Raw genomic sequence first — 14,420 nt, 5'->3', positions numbered from 1 at the left:
GAGGACTTCTGTATTTGATCTTACCGTTTGACTCCAAAACTCCCTTCGGAGGCGGGGCGGATTTGGGCAGGGATCCCTTCTCGAAGCGGCGCAATTGCCATAGAAAACCCTTAGGTATTAGTAGTCGAGATTACACTTTGGAATCAGGGCCCATTGAGGCTCGAGCCGGTCGCTGAGCTTGGCTGAGGTGGGCTGGGATCCCAGTTCAGGCCTTCTACCCGTAGCTCCAGAGCCCCTGACTGGCGAACCGGGTTGTAGTGCAAGCTAAGGCCGTAGGTGCGGCGGTCGTAACCCAGGCGATAGGTAAGGTCCACCTGCTGGCCTGACTGTAAATCCAGGGTGGTTTCAGCCCCCACCCGCAGCGGGCCATACAGCTGTTGCAGGAAGCCCAAGACCAGCTGCTCCCGCGTGGTGATGCGGTCAAACAAAAAGGGCGAGGCTCCCGCCAAAAAACCGTTGGAGTAGGTTACCCTCAGGCTGGTGTAGTCGAAGGTATCGGCCACAAAAGCCCCGAGCACAGCGTCGAGGCCGATACTGCCAGCAGTGTAGCTTTGGGCGCGGCCATTGGAGTAAAACGACTGGCTGCTGCTGACGCCGGTGTTGAGCCAGATCCCCTGTTCAATGGGCAAAGCGGAAAAGCGGGGCGGCGGATCTGAGGTTGTCTTGGAGGGCCGCCAGAGGGGAAAAGAGCGAGTTAGGGTTGCTCCTAGTTGCAGCCGAGCAAGCTGGATGCGCTCGGTGGTTCTGGCCAGGGCCAGAGCGGGATCGGTGTCGATATTGCCAAGTTGTCCCAGGGCGTCGAGGTAGTCGGCGGCTATGCGGTAGCTGAAATCCAAGCTGGTGTTGCCAAGGCGAAGGGTGGGCGAGCTGTAGCTGGCGCCAAAGCGATTCTCCACAATCTGGAAGCCCAGGCGCCCGCTGAAAAAACGCTCCCGATAGGCATAGGTGTAGGTGACTTGGCCGCCGTTGCCGGTGGTAACGCGGTGTTCGACCTGCGCCCGCAAGCGCCGGGCAAATTCCTCAAAGACGATCCCGCGGAGCTCGGCAAACAGCAAGGTTTGGGCACGCGGCTGCCGCCAGCGCAACTCCGCTCGCAGCCCGACTCCATCGCGGATTCCTTGGAGGCTCCCCCAGAGGCGCTGGGGATAGAGCTGCGGGGAAAACACCAAGCTGAGATGGGGCTCCTGCAGCAGCTCAATGTTGGCCTGCAGGATTAGGCCCCGCCGCAGTTCCTTCCGGTCGAAATCGTCGTAGAACAGGCTGACCGGAGGCTGGCGGTTCAAGGAGTCAAAGCGCAGCCGCAGGGGCAGGGGCAGAAAAAAGACTTGGTCGAAAGCCAATTGGCCAGCTTCGGCAATCAACAGGCTGGAACCATCCGCCTGCAAGGTAGAGGTCACCCGCGGGCTGCGGATCTCCAGCTCCGGCGGATCGAGGGGGTCATTGGTCAGCCGCACCTCTTCTCCTTCCCAGTTGTTGGCATCGAAGCGAATGCGGGTAGCGCGAAAGCGTACCAGCCGCTGAGGCGAGAGGGGCAGCGGAGAGCCGCTGGCCTGCAACTGGCCAATATCCACCTGCCCAAAAGCCTCTTCCAAAAAGCCCTGCTCCCGTTCAAAGTCGTACTCCAGCCGGGATCCCTGGATGCGCTGCTGATCCAACTCAATGGAGACGTTGCCCTCGGCCACGGCTCGTCGCTGCTGCAGCTCAATGCGCAGGCGGTCTGCCCGCAGCACCGAGCGGCCCAGCCGCATCTCCACATTGCCCTCAGCCAGGAAAACCTGCGCCCGCTGGTCGAAGGTTTGACGGTCGGAGCGCAGCCGTAACGTGCGATCCGCAAGGGCGTCGAGGGCAGTCGTATCCCCCGCCTGGGCGGCCGCCACCTGGCCTTTCTCCCCCTGGGCTGAGGTAGGAGCAGCCGTTGCCAGACCAAACACCCCCAAGCAAAGCCAGAGCCACCAAAACCCTTTCATGCTCCCCAAACCTGTGCAACGCTTCAGCCTAAGCTACCAGCTTGGGGAGGGTCGAGGGCGCGGTTGAGCTTGCCGCTACGGTAGCCCTCCAGATCGAGGCTGACGTAGAGATAGCCAAACGATTGCAGGGTTTTAACCAGCGCTGCCAGGTCAGTTTTTTGCACGAACTCCAGGATCTGGTGGGGGGGCAGTTCAATGCGGGCAGTATCTTTTTCCGAGCGCACTCGCACCTCTCGCCAGCCCAAGCTGCGCAGATAGCGCTCAGCCAATCCCACCCGCCGCAGCTTCTCGGCAGTGATGACCTCGCCGTAGGGAAAGCGCGAACTGAGGCAGGGTTGGGCCGGCTTATCCCACCAGGGCAGGCCCAAGTGGCGAGACAACTGCCGCACCTCCAGTTTGCTCATCCCCACCTCCGCCAAAGGGGATCGCACACCACGCTCCCGAGCTGCTTGCACCCCTGGCCGGTAGTCAGCCAGATCGTCGGCGTTGAGGCCATCGACCACGTGGTCGTATCCCTGAGTTTTAGCCAGCTGGAGCAGCGTGTCGTGCAAGTAACTTTTGCAGAAGTAACAGCGGTTAGGGGGATTGGCAGCATAGCGGGGATCCTGCAGCTCCTGGGTCTGGATGACCTGGTGGCGAATGCCGAGGTACTGGGCTTGCCAGATGGCCTCCTCCAGGTCTTCGGGCAAAAGCGCCGGGGAAGCGGCGGTAACGGCCAGAGCCCCCTCCCCCAAGAGATCCCAGGCCAGCTTGGCCACCAGGCTGCTATCGATCCCTCCCGAGTAGGCCACCACGACCCGCCCCATTTCGGCGAAGATCTGGACAAGCTGCTGAAACTTGTACTGTAGGACGGGGTCTAGCTCCAGCAAGGGGGTGGCAGAGCCAAGAGGTACGTCCATGAGGCTAGGGAGTCCGTAGGGTCTGGGCTAGAGCGGGGCAGATATTCCTCTTCCATTGTTTCCTGGAATTTTCTGACTTTCCAACGCTTCTGCCTCAAAGGCAAGGCAGTGAGCGGGCAATCTCTCTAGGCCAGTGGGCCACTGAGGCGGTAGGCTGGATGGCAGAGAGATCCTTGCTTCTTCTCTGGATCTTCTGCCCATGACTCTTCAGCTTGAACCTGCTAGCTCCGCAGAGGTGGCCCTCTATCAGCCCTATTACGCCGTTGCCCGCCGGCAGTACCTACCGCTGGCGGTGGGTCTCTACAAAAAGGGCAACCTAGAAGGGCAGCGGCCCATCGAAGGAGACAGGCCCGTCTCTTTCTTGGCCAGTTGGCCTGTATCGCCTCTGCCCTCTGATCTAACAGCGGTGCAGGTCATTTTCGATCAAGACCCGGAGCTAACCTATCAGGTCTCCCTAGCCAACTATGAGTTTGTGGACTACCTCATCGATGTGGTAGCGGCGGTGCAGCGGGGTCAGCCGCCGAATTTCACCACCGCCTTTTACAAAAAGCTGATGCGGTATGAAGACTGACGTCAATTCTCCGGTTGCCGTCACCCTCTACGACACGACGCTGCGGGACGGGGCGCAGCGGGAGGGCTTGTCCCTGTCGGTGCAAGATAAGGTGCAAATTGCCAAGCTGCTGGATCGCCTGGGCATCCCTTTCATCGAAGGCGGTTGGCCAGGGGCCAATCCCAAAGACGTACAATTTTTCTGGCAGATGCGGGAAGAGCCCCTGGAGCAGGCGGAGCTGGTGGCCTTTTGTTCCACTCGCAAGCCGGGGCGGCGGGCAGCCGAGGATCCCCTGCTGCAGGCCATCTTGGCAGCGGGCACCCGTTACGTGACGGTCTTTGGCAAGTCCTGGGATCTCCATGTTACGGAGGGGCTGGGCACCACCTTGGCCGAGAACCTGGCCATGATCCGCGACACCATCACCTACCTGCGCTCCCAGGGGCGGCGGGTGATCTACGATGCCGAGCACTGGTTTGACGCCTACCGCCACAACCCCGACTACGCCCTGCAAACCCTGGTGGCAGCAGCAGAGGCCGGGGCGGAGTGGCTGGTTCTCTGCGATACCAACGGCGGCTCCCTGCCCCACGAGATTGCCGCCATCACGGCAGCCGTCTTGGCGGAATCCCATCACCTGGGGCATTTGCCTTTGGGGATCCACACCCACAACGACTCCGGCACGGCCGTGGCCAATGCTCTAGCGGCAGTCCAGGCGGGGGCGCGCATGGTGCAGGGCACCATCAACGGCTATGGGGAGCGCTGTGGCAACGCCGACCTGTGCAGCGTTATCCCCAACTTACAACTCAAGCTAGGCTACCGCTGTCTGCCCGAGGGAAAGCTGCAACACCTAACAGAGATCTCCCGCGCCATCAGTGAGGTGGTCAACCTGGCCCCGGACGACCATGCTCCTTTCGTGGGCCGATCCGCCTTTGCCCACAAGGGTGGGATCCATGTCAGCGCCGTTCAGAAAAACCCTCTTACCTACGAGCACATTGCCCCGGAGCAGGTGGGCAACTGCCGGCGCATCGTCGTTTCGGATCAGGCGGGGTTGAGCAATATCCTCAGCAAGGTGGCTGGCTTTGGGATCCGGCTGGACAAGTCGGATCCCCGGGCGCGCTTGATTTTGGAGCGGCTGAAAACTCTGGAGCTGCAGGGCTACCAGTTTGAGGCGGCCGAGGCCAGCTTTGAGCTGTTGGTGCGGGGCCTGTTGGGGCAGCGCTCCCACCCCTTTGAGGTGCTTAGCTTCCATGTCAGCGCCACCACCCGCTCGGACTGGAGCAGCAGAGACTGGGATCCCAGCGGCGAGGCAACGGAGGTGCAGTCCCTAGCAGCGGTGAAGATTGCCGTGCAGGGGCAGACGCGGGTAACAGCAGCCGAAGGCAATGGGCCGGTGGCGGCCCTGGATGGGGCGCTGCGCAAGGCCTTGCTGGAGTTTTACCCGCAACTGGAAGCCATTCACCTCACCGACTACAAGGTGCGGATTCTGGACGGCCAGGCGGGTACTTCTGCCAAAACGCGGGTGCTGGTGGAGTTTAGCGACGGCCACCGCCGCTGGGCCACGGTAGGAGTTTCCACCAACATCATCGAAGCCTCCTGCCGGGCCTTGGTGGAAGGCTTTGAGTACAGCCTCCTGGCAAAACCTTGCTTTTCCTCACCCTCTGCCCAACTAGCCTCGCCTTGAAGGGGGTTCTTCAACTTCCATGAGAATTATTGGCCTAACAGGCGGCATTGCTACCGGCAAATCCACGGTAGCCCGCATCTTGGAACGCCAGGGGATCCCAGTGGCCGATGCAGATCAAATGGCCCGCCAGGCCTTGGCGCTGGGATCCCCCATCCGCGAGCGGGTCCTGCAGCGCTACGGCCAGGCCATTCAGGATCCCTCGGGAGAGCTGGATCGCCGAAAGTTGGGGCGGATTGTCTTTGCCGATGCCGCCGAGCGGGCCTGGCTAGAGGCGCAGATCCACCCGTTTGTCAAAGCGCGGCTGCGGGAGTTTCTCGAGTTCCACGGGGCGGCTGAGGCTCGGCCCAGTTACCAACGGTCTCAAGGGCATGGCCCTCCAGCCCTCTGCCTCATGATCCCTCTCCTCTTTGAAGCGGGCATGGAAAACTGGGCCAGCGAGATCTGGGTGGTGATCTGTACCCCTGAGCAGCAGCGGCAGCGCCTGGCCTTGCGGGATCCCCTCCTGACACCGGCAGAAATCGAAGCTCGCCTGGCCAGCCAGTGGCCTTTGGCGGAGAAAGTCCGTCGGGCTGACGTGGTGCTGGACAATTCTGGATCCCTGGCGGAGCTGGAAGCTCAGGTGCACCAAGCGTTGGCTTCCCAGCAACCTCTGGCCTCGCCCCAGCAGGCCGGCTAGAGTAGCGGATGGGGATGGTGGGTTGAGGGAGAGTCAATGCAAGCAACGACTGGCGGCAACAAGCCGGATAGCAGGGCAGAGTCCTGGTGGGCGCAAGCTTTGGCCGCGCGAGAGCAGGAAATCCAGGCGCTGAAGGAGCGTAACCGCCTGTTGCAGAGCCAGATTGACCTTTTGGAGTTGCGCCAAGAAAAGCAACGCCGACAGATTCGCAGCTACGAGGCCGAGATTGAGCAACTCTACCAAGAAAAGCAAGTGTTGGAGCAGATCCTCCAAGAGCTGCCGCAGCTCTATCGGCGCAAGTTGCAGGCCCGCCTGCAGCCCATCCGCGAGCGCATCGCCGCCATTCAGGCAGAAAACCGCCGGCTTAAGCAGGAACTGTACCAGCTCAGCTACCGCCTGCAGGACATGGATCAATTGGATAAGCCAAGCTGGAAGCTGCCCCTGCCCCCTCTCCTTGGCCGGGGTCGCCGGGATCCCAAAGAGCCGCCAAAAGCTCTGCCGGTTCAGGGAGCCCTCTCTCCGCCTTGCTCTTGAGAGTTCAGCAGCCAGAATAGGAAAGCATCTCGGCCGCACAAGCCCCAAGACGCAGCCGAGGCGCTGCCTACTTGGAGATTTGGAAAATGGCCGCCGCTGGCAGCTATGAGCCCCTGCACCTGAAATACCGCCCGCAGCGCTTTGCCGAGGTGGTGGGCCAAGGGGCAGTCGTGCAGACTTTGGCCAATGCCATTCGGCTGGGGCGGGTGGCGCCGGCTTATTTGTTCTGTGGGCCGCGGGGCACCGGAAAAACCTCCAGCGCCCGCATTCTGGCCAAGTCCTTAAATTGTGAGCAGGGGCCAACGCCGGATCCCTGTCAGGTGTGCAGCCAGTGCCGTGCCATCACCGCCGGCTCTTCTCTCGATGTGGTGGAGATCGACGCGGCCAGCAACACCGGTGTGGACAACATCCGCGAGCTGATCGAGCGGGCCCAGTTTGCGCCAGTAAATAGCCGCTACAAGGTCTATGTGGTTGACGAATGCCACATGCTCAGCAATGCGGCCTTCAATGCGTTGCTGAAGACTCTGGAGGAGCCGCCTCCCCGCGTGGTGTTTGTCCTAGCCACCACCGACCCCCAGCGGGTTCTGCCCACCATCGTTTCCCGCTGTCAGCGGTTTGACTTCCACCGCATTCCTCTAGAGGAGATGGTGGCCCACCTGGGCAAAATCGCCGCCCAGGAAGGGATCCCCATTACACCAGAAGCCTTGCACCTAGTGGCCCAACTTGCCCAGGGCGGGCTAAGGGATGCTGAACGGCTGTTGGATCAGCTCAGTTTGCTAGAGGGATCCATCACTCCAGAAGCGGTGTGGGACTTGGTGGGGGGGATCCCAGAACAGCAGCTTTTGGATTTGACCGATGCTCTGCTGGCTCAGAACGTAGAGGGGGTGCTGGCCCAAACGCGGCAATTGCTGGAGCGAGGCAAAGAGCCCCTGGTGGTGCTGCAGAGCCTGGCGGCTTTCTACCGGGATCTGCTCCTGGCCAAGACGGCCCCACAGCAACGGCAGCTGGCGGCTGTAACGGATCCTACCTGGGCAGCCTTGCAACAGCGGGCTCCTTGCTACTCGCTGGAGATGCTGCTAGCGGCCCAGAGCCACCTGCGCCACTGCGAACCCCAAATTCGCCAGAGCGGACAACCCCAGCTTTGGCTAGAAATTGCCCTTCTGGATCTGCTGGGTCAGCTGCGCCAGGGCGCCGTCCCGCTGCCGCCAATAGAGAGTAAGGGTGGCGAGCCGCTCTCCCCTGCCGATCCATTCCCTCCTCTCTCGCCTGGGGCTGTTGTCGGCCCCTCTGCTGCTGAGAGGAACCTCGATGGGAAAGTTGCCCAAGCTGCCCCAGCCCTCGAAGAGCCACTCGCGTCAGCAGGACAGAGCCCTCAGCCTGCCGCAACAGCCTTCCAGAACCCCCTTTCCCCTTCTGAGGGTTCCCCGCCGCCAACGCCAGAGCCCAAAGTTCGCGATCCGGAGCCTGTCGCTTCCCCTGCCAAGCTGCTGCAGCCTCGCTGGGAGGAGTTCCTCAAGGGCCTCTCTCCCACTACCAGAGCCTTGCTGGGATCTGGTCAGTTGCAGCAAGAGACCCTCGTCCGCCTCAACGGGACAGAGACCTTGGAGATCACTCTTGCTTTCCCCAGCAAGGGCCTGGTGGACAAGGTGCGCAGCAAAGAAGCCGAGGTGTGCTCCGCCCTTTACAACCTGCTGCAGCACCCGGTGCGGCTAAAGCTAGTGGTGCAGCGCCCGCCTCGACCGCGTGAGGGGCATGCTGGCCAAGCCTCGGCCCAGGATAAAGCTCCACAACCTCCGCTCTCTCCCTCAAAGCTGGGGAACAGCTCTCCTTCCTCAGATCCCCGTCAGGCGGAGCCCTCAAGCCCATCTCCCCCTCTCAAAAACACTGCTCCAGCCCCGCAAACAGCAAGGCCACCCTTCTACGACCTGACCCACGAGCTGGTGGAGGTGGCCCACCGCTTTGCCGAGCATTTCAGCGGCAGGCTGGTGGATTTGGAAGGGATCCTAGCCACACCCGAAGAGGTAGCGGCAGATCTGTCTGCCCTGGAGGGATCCTCCGACCTGCCCACTGCTGAGAGCTACGGCCTACCGACAGCCCAGGCCCCTCCGGAAGAGGATTTTTGAGGTAGGGGAGCGTGAGGGGCAGTAATCGCTCTGTTGGATTTTGGGGTATTGTCAGGTATCTCCCGTGAAGGGGAGGACCATGACCGAATCTCGCGGAAAAGAAGCTGCCTCGAGCACCCCGCAAATTGACTCCCGGATCCTCAGTCTTTTGGGTAGGACGGCGTTGAAGCTCTTGGCTTGTCTAGTTTGAATTAGGAGTAGGGGTAGCCTATCCCACTGCCCATCTAGGTTGCAGGAGCAAAGAAATGGCCCGCAAAAGGACGATTTTTAAGTTGGTTTGCTGTCTTCTGGGTGGCTGTTTGATCTTAGTGGCCATTGCGTTAGTAAGGTCAAAGATAGACAGACAAGCAGCCCTAAATGCTGAGTATCTTGTAGCTATTTCAGAGGAGATGGAGCAGGTTCGCTTTCAAGACGGCAAATATCGGCGGGGTTCCAGCCCTTTTCAGGAAGGTTTTCTTGTAGCAAAGATTCTAAACATAAAACGTGCTGACCTTAACAGTGACGGCTTCCGGGATACCATTGTAATTGCAGCAAAAAATCAAGGAGGATCTGGATCCTGGATAAGCTTGTCAGGGTCGCTGGGCGGTAAAGAAAAACCTACGCTTATAGAGCCTGAGTTTCTTGGCGATAGGGTTGACGTTAGAAACATTTCAATTGAGCGCGGCTCTAAAGGAAAAGCTGCAGTTTGCTTGGAAATGCTTGTTCATGGCCCTAACGATGCCAGGTGTTGCCCTACTCAGAAACAGAGGGCGTGCTTTACACTTGCCGGGAAGAGATGGATTCTTATTTCCTAATCCCTTTGGAGTTTCTGCCGACTGCCATCTCACAACTTTCTGGAGAGGATATCGGTAGGAATTCTCTTTCTCGGGAGCTTGCTCTAGCTTTTGCTCAGAAATTGGCCCTCAGGAGGTGCTGCCAGCCAACTAGGAACTTCGAGTAAGCTCTACCAGAATGACTGGAATCGGACTGGTTTCCAACACGGCTTGGGAAGTGGATCCCACCAGCACTTGCTCCCAGCCGCGATGGCCCCGCTTGCCTATGACTATGTCGGTTACCTGCCGCTCTTGAGCTAGGGCTACGATGGTTTCTGCCAGGGGCCCCGAAGCCAGGCAAAACTGGTGGCGAATATCTGCCAACAAGCGCTGGGTGAGCTGCTGCAGCTCCTGTACTCCTTTCCCCTGCGGCTCGTCGGTAACATGCAGCACGATCACTTCCCCATCCACCCGACGCGCCAGATCCGCTGCCTTGCGCAGCACCGCCTCGGCTAAAGGTGAGGTGTCCACTGCTGCCAAAAAGCTAACCCTGCCCTGGCTGCCCACCTTGGTGGGATCCACTTCTCCCTTTTCCAACAGCCGAGGGGCACAAACCTGAGTTAGCCAAGCCCCCAGGGGTGCTGTGGTCAAAATCGACAAGGCCGCCAGAGCAAGGATCGTCTCCCCGCCAGGGATCCCCTGGGCCAAGGGAATGCCGCCGATGGCTGCCTGCACCGTTGCCTTGGCCATGTTACCCGGCAGCAAAAAGAGCCGCTCCCGCCAGTTCCAGTTACTTCCCAGGGTAGAAAGCCACCAACCCAGGCCCCGACCCAATAGCAGGCTCAGGGTCAGAAGCAACAAACCCGGCAGGATCAGGGATCCCAACACCTGCAGATCCAGGGAAGCTCCCAGGAGCACAAACAGCACGATCTCCGCCACTGTCCAGAGGGCGTCGAACCCAACCCGCAGCCGCCGCGCCAGCGGCCCATCCAGCTCGATGAGGAAAAACCCCATGGCCATCACCGCCGGGTAGCCAGAAAAATAGGGCCACACCTGCGGCGCCAGCACCAAGCCCAGCGCCAGGCAGGCTGCCAGCAACACCTCCTGCGTGCTATTGCGGGTCCAGTTCTGCTGCACCAAAAGCGCCACCAAAACCCGCGCCGCCAGGTAGCCGATGGCCACGCCCAGCAGGATCTCCACCCCCACCTGGAACGGCAGCCACTGCAGCGGCGACAGCTCCAAGCCCAACAGGCGAACGTTTTCTGTAGATCCCTGGCCCAAGAGGCTCAGCAACAAGCTAAAGCCCAGCAGCATCAGTACATCGGAAAGAGCACTGCCGGTGAGAATGGCATCCGGGATCCCTTTGGCCACCCCCCAGCCCAGGCTTTTGAGGCGCAACATCCCCGGCACAATCACCGCTGGCGACTCTGCCCCAATCACACACCCCAAAAGCAGCCCCGTCTCCCAGTCCAGCCCCAGGATCCAGCGGCTTAAGAGCGCCACCGCCACCGCCTCACAGGCTGCCGGCAAAAACCCCAGCCGCAGCGCCACGGATCCCTGCTGGGCCAGCTTCTCGCGATCCAGCCCTAGGCCGGCTTTCATGAGGATGATCGCTACAGCCACCAGGCGCAGATCCCCGGCTGCTGCCAGCACCTCCGGAGACAAGACTTCCCTCAACAGGATCCCGACCAAAATCATCCCCAGCAGCGGCGGCATCCCCAATCGGCCCACGATCTGGCCGACAAAAAAGCCCATCGCCAAAATCCACAACCAACTGCCCAGCATCAACAGAACCTCTCTCTGCCGTCTGGCACCAAGGCAGGCTTTGCCAAGCCAAACGTCCTACTGGCGCACCGCCTGATAGCAACTCCCGGCAAGGCAGGAATACAGCTCTCCTGCCGCCCCTGTCAAAGCCGAGCGCCACCGCTGTACCTCCTGCCAAGTTTGGGTTTTCGTCGAGGTTCTGTTTGAGGACAGCAGGACGTTGCGAGGGGATGGGTAAAGATTTGGCGGCTTCACTCCTAGGGCTGAGGCCTGCTTGCGCTTTTCGAATGTAGACCTTGGCTTGCGGCGGCTTAACTACGTCTGGTTCTTCCCCAGAGACGGGGGATAAAGTAAAGCTTCCAGCTCCTGCAAAGCTCGCTCTAGGTTGTCGTTAACAATCACGTAGTCGAATTCGTCTTTGGCCTCCAATTCCTTGCGAGCCTGCTGCAGGCGACGTTCAATGCTGTCTTCGGAATCGTGGCCACGCTGGCGAATGCGGCGTTCAAGCTCTTCCAGAGAAGGAGGGGACAAGAAAATGCGAATGGCCTCTGGACACAGTTTTCTCACCTGGCGGGCTCCAGCCAGCTCAATTTCCAGCAGCACATCCTGTCCCTGGCTGAGTTTTTCAAAGACAATCTGGCGAGGGGTGCCGTAAAAGTTGCCTGCATACTGCGCCCACTCTAGCAACTCGCCGGCTTCAACAAGCCTGAGAAACTCCTCGCGAGTGCGAAAGTAGTAGTTGACACCTTCCTGTTCACCGGGACGAGGGGGACGGGTAGTGACCGAGACAGAAAGATACAGCTCAGGGTGGCGCTGGCGCAGGTGGCTGACCAGAGTTCCTTTGCCCACTCCACTGGGCCCCGTCAAAACCACTAGGCGACCGCGAGGAGTGAGAGATTGGGGTGCTCCTTGAGTCTGCCCAACCTCAGGGGAACCTGGCAAGGGGAGGACGGTAGGAGAGGCGGCCATAGCCATCGACAGAGGAAGGCTGGACGGTTGTTTGTTTGCTTTAGGATATCTTACTCCTCTCTTTGCAGGCTGCCTGTGAGGCTTTTACTCAAGTTCCTCCGGCACCCCGACTTTGGCAGTAAGGAAGCGGTTGGCAACGGTTTCCGGCTGAATGGCCGAGAGGATGACGTGTCCCGAGTCAGTGATGATGACAGCGCGGGTGCGGCGACCGTAGGTTGCGTCGATCAACTGGCCTCTTTCGCGGGCATCGCTGATGATGCGTTTGATGGGAGCTGACTCGGGACTAAGAATGGCAATCACACGCCCAGCGGCGACGATGTTGCCAAAGCCAATGTTGATTAGGCGAGTATCCATGGGTGGTGAGCCAATCTAGCACCTGTCCGGCCAGCAGCCTTCATTCAGGCTAGCAAGTCAAACTGCTGCCTAGCATTGACCAGCAAGGCCCTGCCCTGCAAAGGTTTCTGCTGGGACGGCAAGTTCTCTCGAGCTTGAGTGGGCTGTCGGTTGGTGGAGCTTGGCCAGGACTAGTTCCCTGCTTTGCGGCCCTCAGCCTTCTTCAAGCCGTTCTATGGCTCCTGGAAATTGTCCTCAGAGTAGTAAAGCCTCGTCAATGTCCGCAGCGGTGAGGCGCGGCGTTTTGCCTGGCAACCGCTAGAGGCTGGATTTCGCTTTTGAGCTTTAGAGCAGGCCGTTAAAGGTAGAGCTGCCGCTGCCCAGCCGCTCCTGGCGATCGAAAACGCTGATGGTAAGCTGATGGGATCCCGTCTGGGTGACGGTAAAGCGGTTTTGGGTCAGGGTAAGCCCTGTTACCGTACAGGCAGTGGCTCCGACGAAGCAGCCGGGCAATTGGGAAGCGTCGAAAGCTCCCAGGGGGATGAAGTTGCCTAGCGGGGTGGTGACGGTAGCCAAAAAAGCGTTGGATCCGCGGATCCCGGCAGGAGCCTCGACGCGGAAGGAGACGACAAAGGTGGGGGTCTGCCCTACGGGGACAGCACGCGGGGAAAGATCGGTAATGGTGAGGGAGGGAGGGGGTAGGGGAGGCGGTGGGGGCAGGGGGCTACTGCCAGTCGTCTCCCCGCACCCTGCCAAAACAGCACCCAGGAGCAGCAGGGGGATCTGTCTGTCCATGCGTTGCGCAGGCTGCATAGGTTCTCCTTACCTTGAAGTTCAGGTTTAGGGCATCAGAAAACCTGGCTGGAAGCAGCTTATTCCCCTTGCAGGAGCCTTTGGCAGGCACTGGCAATGGCCCAGTCTTCCTGAGCTGAGATGACTAGGACCCGCACTGGCGCGTCGTGGGTGCTGATGTCGCAGTTGCGCGGGGATCCAGCATTGAGAACTGGGTCAATTTGAATCCCCAAAAAGCCCAGGTTGGCGCAGGCCGCCGCCCGTACTGGCGCCGCGTTTTCCCCGATGCCTCCAGAGAAGACCAATGCATCCAGCCGATCCAGGCTCATGAGCATGGCCCCGATCTGGCTGCGCAGGCGGTGGATAAAGAGGTTAAAGGCCAGCTCGGCACGGGCATGGCCTGCCTGCATGGCTTCCAGGATAACTCGCATGTCGCCGCTCAGGCCAGACACGCCCTTCAGGCCCGATTCCCGGTTCAAGATCCGGTCTAGCTCCTCCACACTCATCCCCCGGCGCAACTGATGAATCAAAATCCCCGGATCCACCGAGCCGGAGCGAGATCCCATCATCAAGCCCTCTAGGGGGGTATAGCCCATAGTGGTGTCGACGCTTCGGCCCCCGCGAATGGCTGCCAGGGAACAGCCATTGCCTAGGTGGCAGGTAATGAGCTGCAGCTCTTCCAGGGGGCGGCCCAGGATCTCAGCGGCGCGGCGGGCACAGTACTCGTGGTTGATGCCGTGGAAGCCGTAGCGGCGGATCCCTTGCTCGGCCCAGGCGTAGGGAAGAGGATAAAGGGCGGCTGGCGGGGGCATCTGCTGATGGAAGGCAGTGTCGAAGACCGCCACCTGCGGGATCCCGGGCAATAGCTGGCGCATGAGGCGAATGCCCTCAAGAGCAGGGGGGTTGTGAGCTGGGGCCAGGGGGCTTAGCTGTTCGATGGCCTGTTCCACCTCGGGTGTGATCAAGGTGGGCTGGTGGTAGAGGGATCCCCCATGCACCACCCGGTGGCCAATGGCTTTGATCTCAGTCGGCCCTGCCAGCAGGGATCCCTCCCCCTGCCAGAGGCTTTGAAAGAGAGGAGCCAAACCGCTAATGCCGGAGGGAGAGGAAAGGGCGGGAAAAGGCTCCCAGGGACCGCCCTGCCGCCGGACTTGAATCAGGGCCTGGTCGGGCTGGTAGGCAAAGTCCACCTGCGCCTGCCAAAGGGGGGTGGTCTCCACCGTACTCTCAACGGTTGCAAAGAGGGAGGATTTGAGGCTGCTAGAGCCGGCGTTGAGGACCAGGATGGGCACGGGATCCCTCCTTCTACCAAAAAGCGCCGTAAGGCCCCGCCTTTGAAGGTGGGGATGTAAGGCGCAGCATTTTATCCAAGGTTTCCCCTGA

At 60.5% G+C, this 14,420-nt stretch carries 13 protein-coding genes; 6 read left to right on the top strand and 7 right to left on the bottom strand.

Annotated elements, in window-relative coordinates; all coding sequences use genetic code 11:
- Positions 1 to 143 precede the first annotated feature (143 nt).
- Together NW814_RS06085 and larE are read right to left on the bottom strand one after the other, a co-directional pair.
- Positions 144 to 1,967, bottom strand: coding sequence for a DUF3769 domain-containing protein (locus tag NW814_RS06085; RefSeq protein WP_414405594.1), 1,824 nt, complete (start codon positions 1,965 to 1,967; stop codon positions 144 to 146).
- A gap of 23 nt (positions 1,968 to 1,990) precedes the next feature.
- Positions 1,991 to 2,866, bottom strand: coding sequence for an ATP-dependent sacrificial sulfur transferase LarE (larE, locus tag NW814_RS06080; RefSeq protein WP_414405593.1), 876 nt, complete (start codon positions 2,864 to 2,866; stop codon positions 1,991 to 1,993).
- Between the two features lie 199 nt (positions 2,867 to 3,065).
- On the opposite strand from larE, the gene ebsA reads away from it, so the two are divergent.
- The 6 genes from ebsA to NW814_RS06050 all read left to right on the top strand — a co-directional run bounded on the left by ebsA (position 3,066) and on the right by NW814_RS06050 (position 9,221).
- Positions 3,066 to 3,437, top strand: coding sequence for a type IV pilus biogenesis protein EbsA (gene ebsA / locus NW814_RS06075; protein WP_414405592.1), 372 nt, complete (start codon positions 3,066 to 3,068; stop codon positions 3,435 to 3,437).
- Positions 3,427 to 5,094 carry a citramalate synthase gene (gene cimA, locus NW814_RS06070; RefSeq protein WP_414405591.1) on the top strand — a complete coding sequence of 556 codons (1,668 nt, stop codon included), beginning with the start codon at positions 3,427 to 3,429 and terminating at the stop codon, positions 5,092 to 5,094. The genes ebsA and cimA overlap by 11 nt, the downstream gene beginning before the upstream one ends.
- 19 nt (positions 5,095 to 5,113) lie before the next feature.
- Positions 5,114 to 5,770, top strand: coding sequence for a dephospho-CoA kinase (gene coaE, locus NW814_RS06065; RefSeq protein WP_414405590.1), 657 nt, complete (start codon positions 5,114 to 5,116; stop codon positions 5,768 to 5,770).
- Between the two features lie 36 nt (positions 5,771 to 5,806).
- Positions 5,807 to 6,304 (top strand): hypothetical protein, encoded by a 498-nt coding sequence (locus NW814_RS06060; protein WP_414405589.1) that lies wholly within the window; start codon positions 5,807 to 5,809, stop codon positions 6,302 to 6,304.
- Positions 6,305 to 6,390: 86 nt separating this feature from the next.
- Positions 6,391 to 8,427 carry a DNA polymerase III subunit gamma/tau gene (locus NW814_RS06055; protein WP_414405588.1) on the top strand — a complete coding sequence of 679 codons (2,037 nt, stop codon included), beginning with the start codon at positions 6,391 to 6,393 and terminating at the stop codon, positions 8,425 to 8,427.
- A gap of 299 nt (positions 8,428 to 8,726) precedes the next feature.
- Positions 8,727 to 9,221 carry a hypothetical protein gene (locus NW814_RS06050; protein ID WP_414405587.1) on the top strand — a complete coding sequence of 165 codons (495 nt, stop codon included), beginning with the start codon at positions 8,727 to 8,729 and terminating at the stop codon, positions 9,219 to 9,221.
- A gap of 129 nt (positions 9,222 to 9,350) precedes the next feature.
- Here the strand turns inward: NW814_RS06050 and NW814_RS06045 are convergent, their stop codons facing one another.
- The 5 genes from NW814_RS06045 to NW814_RS06025 form a co-directional block, all read right to left on the bottom strand.
- Positions 9,351 to 10,964: a cation:proton antiporter gene (locus NW814_RS06045; protein WP_414405586.1), complete on the bottom strand. Its 1,614-nt coding sequence runs from the start codon at positions 10,962 to 10,964 to the stop codon at positions 9,351 to 9,353.
- A 294-nt stretch (positions 10,965 to 11,258) separates the two neighbouring features.
- Positions 11,259 to 11,912 carry a guanylate kinase gene (gene gmk, locus NW814_RS06040; protein WP_414405585.1) on the bottom strand — a complete coding sequence of 218 codons (654 nt, stop codon included), beginning with the start codon at positions 11,910 to 11,912 and terminating at the stop codon, positions 11,259 to 11,261.
- 84 nt (positions 11,913 to 11,996) lie between these two features.
- Entirely contained in the window at positions 11,997 to 12,266 is a 270-nt protein-coding gene (gene remA / locus NW814_RS06035; RefSeq protein ID WP_414394807.1) for an extracellular matrix/biofilm regulator RemA, read from the bottom strand.
- 324 nt (positions 12,267 to 12,590) lie between these two features.
- On the bottom strand, positions 12,591 to 13,058 hold the full coding sequence (locus tag NW814_RS06030; RefSeq protein ID WP_414405584.1) for a hypothetical protein: 468 nt from the start codon (positions 13,056 to 13,058) through the stop codon (positions 12,591 to 12,593).
- A gap of 59 nt (positions 13,059 to 13,117) precedes the next feature.
- Complete coding sequence (locus tag NW814_RS06025; RefSeq protein WP_414405583.1) at positions 13,118 to 14,329, bottom strand: acetate kinase; 1,212 nt, start codon at positions 14,327 to 14,329, stop codon at positions 13,118 to 13,120.
- Positions 14,330 to 14,420 lie beyond the last annotated feature (91 nt).

Source organism: Synechococcus sp. R65.1, assembly GCF_047461755.1.
In the GTDB taxonomy this organism is placed as follows: domain Bacteria; phylum Cyanobacteriota; class Cyanobacteriia; order Thermostichales; family Thermostichaceae; genus Thermostichus.
The sequence above is the reverse complement of the archived record's forward strand: the minus strand, read 5'-3'. Positions and strand labels throughout refer to the sequence as shown.

Coding starts and splice junctions, on each gene's coding strand:
- NW814_RS06030 (WP_414405584.1), bottom strand. CDS start 13,058: ATGCAGCCTGCGCAACGCATGGACAGACAGATCCCCCTGCTGCTCCTG.
- cimA (WP_414405591.1), top strand. CDS start 3,427: ATGAAGACTGACGTCAATTCTCCGGTTGCCGTCACCCTCTACGACACG.
- NW814_RS06085 (WP_414405594.1), bottom strand. CDS start 1,967: ATGAAAGGGTTTTGGTGGCTCTGGCTTTGCTTGGGGGTGTTTGGTCTG.
- remA (WP_414394807.1), bottom strand. CDS start 12,266: ATGGATACTCGCCTAATCAACATTGGCTTTGGCAACATCGTCGCCGCT.
- coaE (WP_414405590.1), top strand. CDS start 5,114: ATGAGAATTATTGGCCTAACAGGCGGCATTGCTACCGGCAAATCCACG.
- NW814_RS06055 (WP_414405588.1), top strand. CDS start 6,391: ATGGCCGCCGCTGGCAGCTATGAGCCCCTGCACCTGAAATACCGCCCG.
- larE (WP_414405593.1), bottom strand. CDS start 2,866: ATGGACGTACCTCTTGGCTCTGCCACCCCCTTGCTGGAGCTAGACCCC.
- gmk (WP_414405585.1), bottom strand. CDS start 11,912: ATGGCCGCCTCTCCTACCGTCCTCCCCTTGCCAGGTTCCCCTGAGGTT.
- NW814_RS06060 (WP_414405589.1), top strand. CDS start 5,807: ATGCAAGCAACGACTGGCGGCAACAAGCCGGATAGCAGGGCAGAGTCC.
- ebsA (WP_414405592.1), top strand. CDS start 3,066: ATGACTCTTCAGCTTGAACCTGCTAGCTCCGCAGAGGTGGCCCTCTAT.
- NW814_RS06045 (WP_414405586.1), bottom strand. CDS start 10,964: ATGCTGGGCAGTTGGTTGTGGATTTTGGCGATGGGCTTTTTTGTCGGC.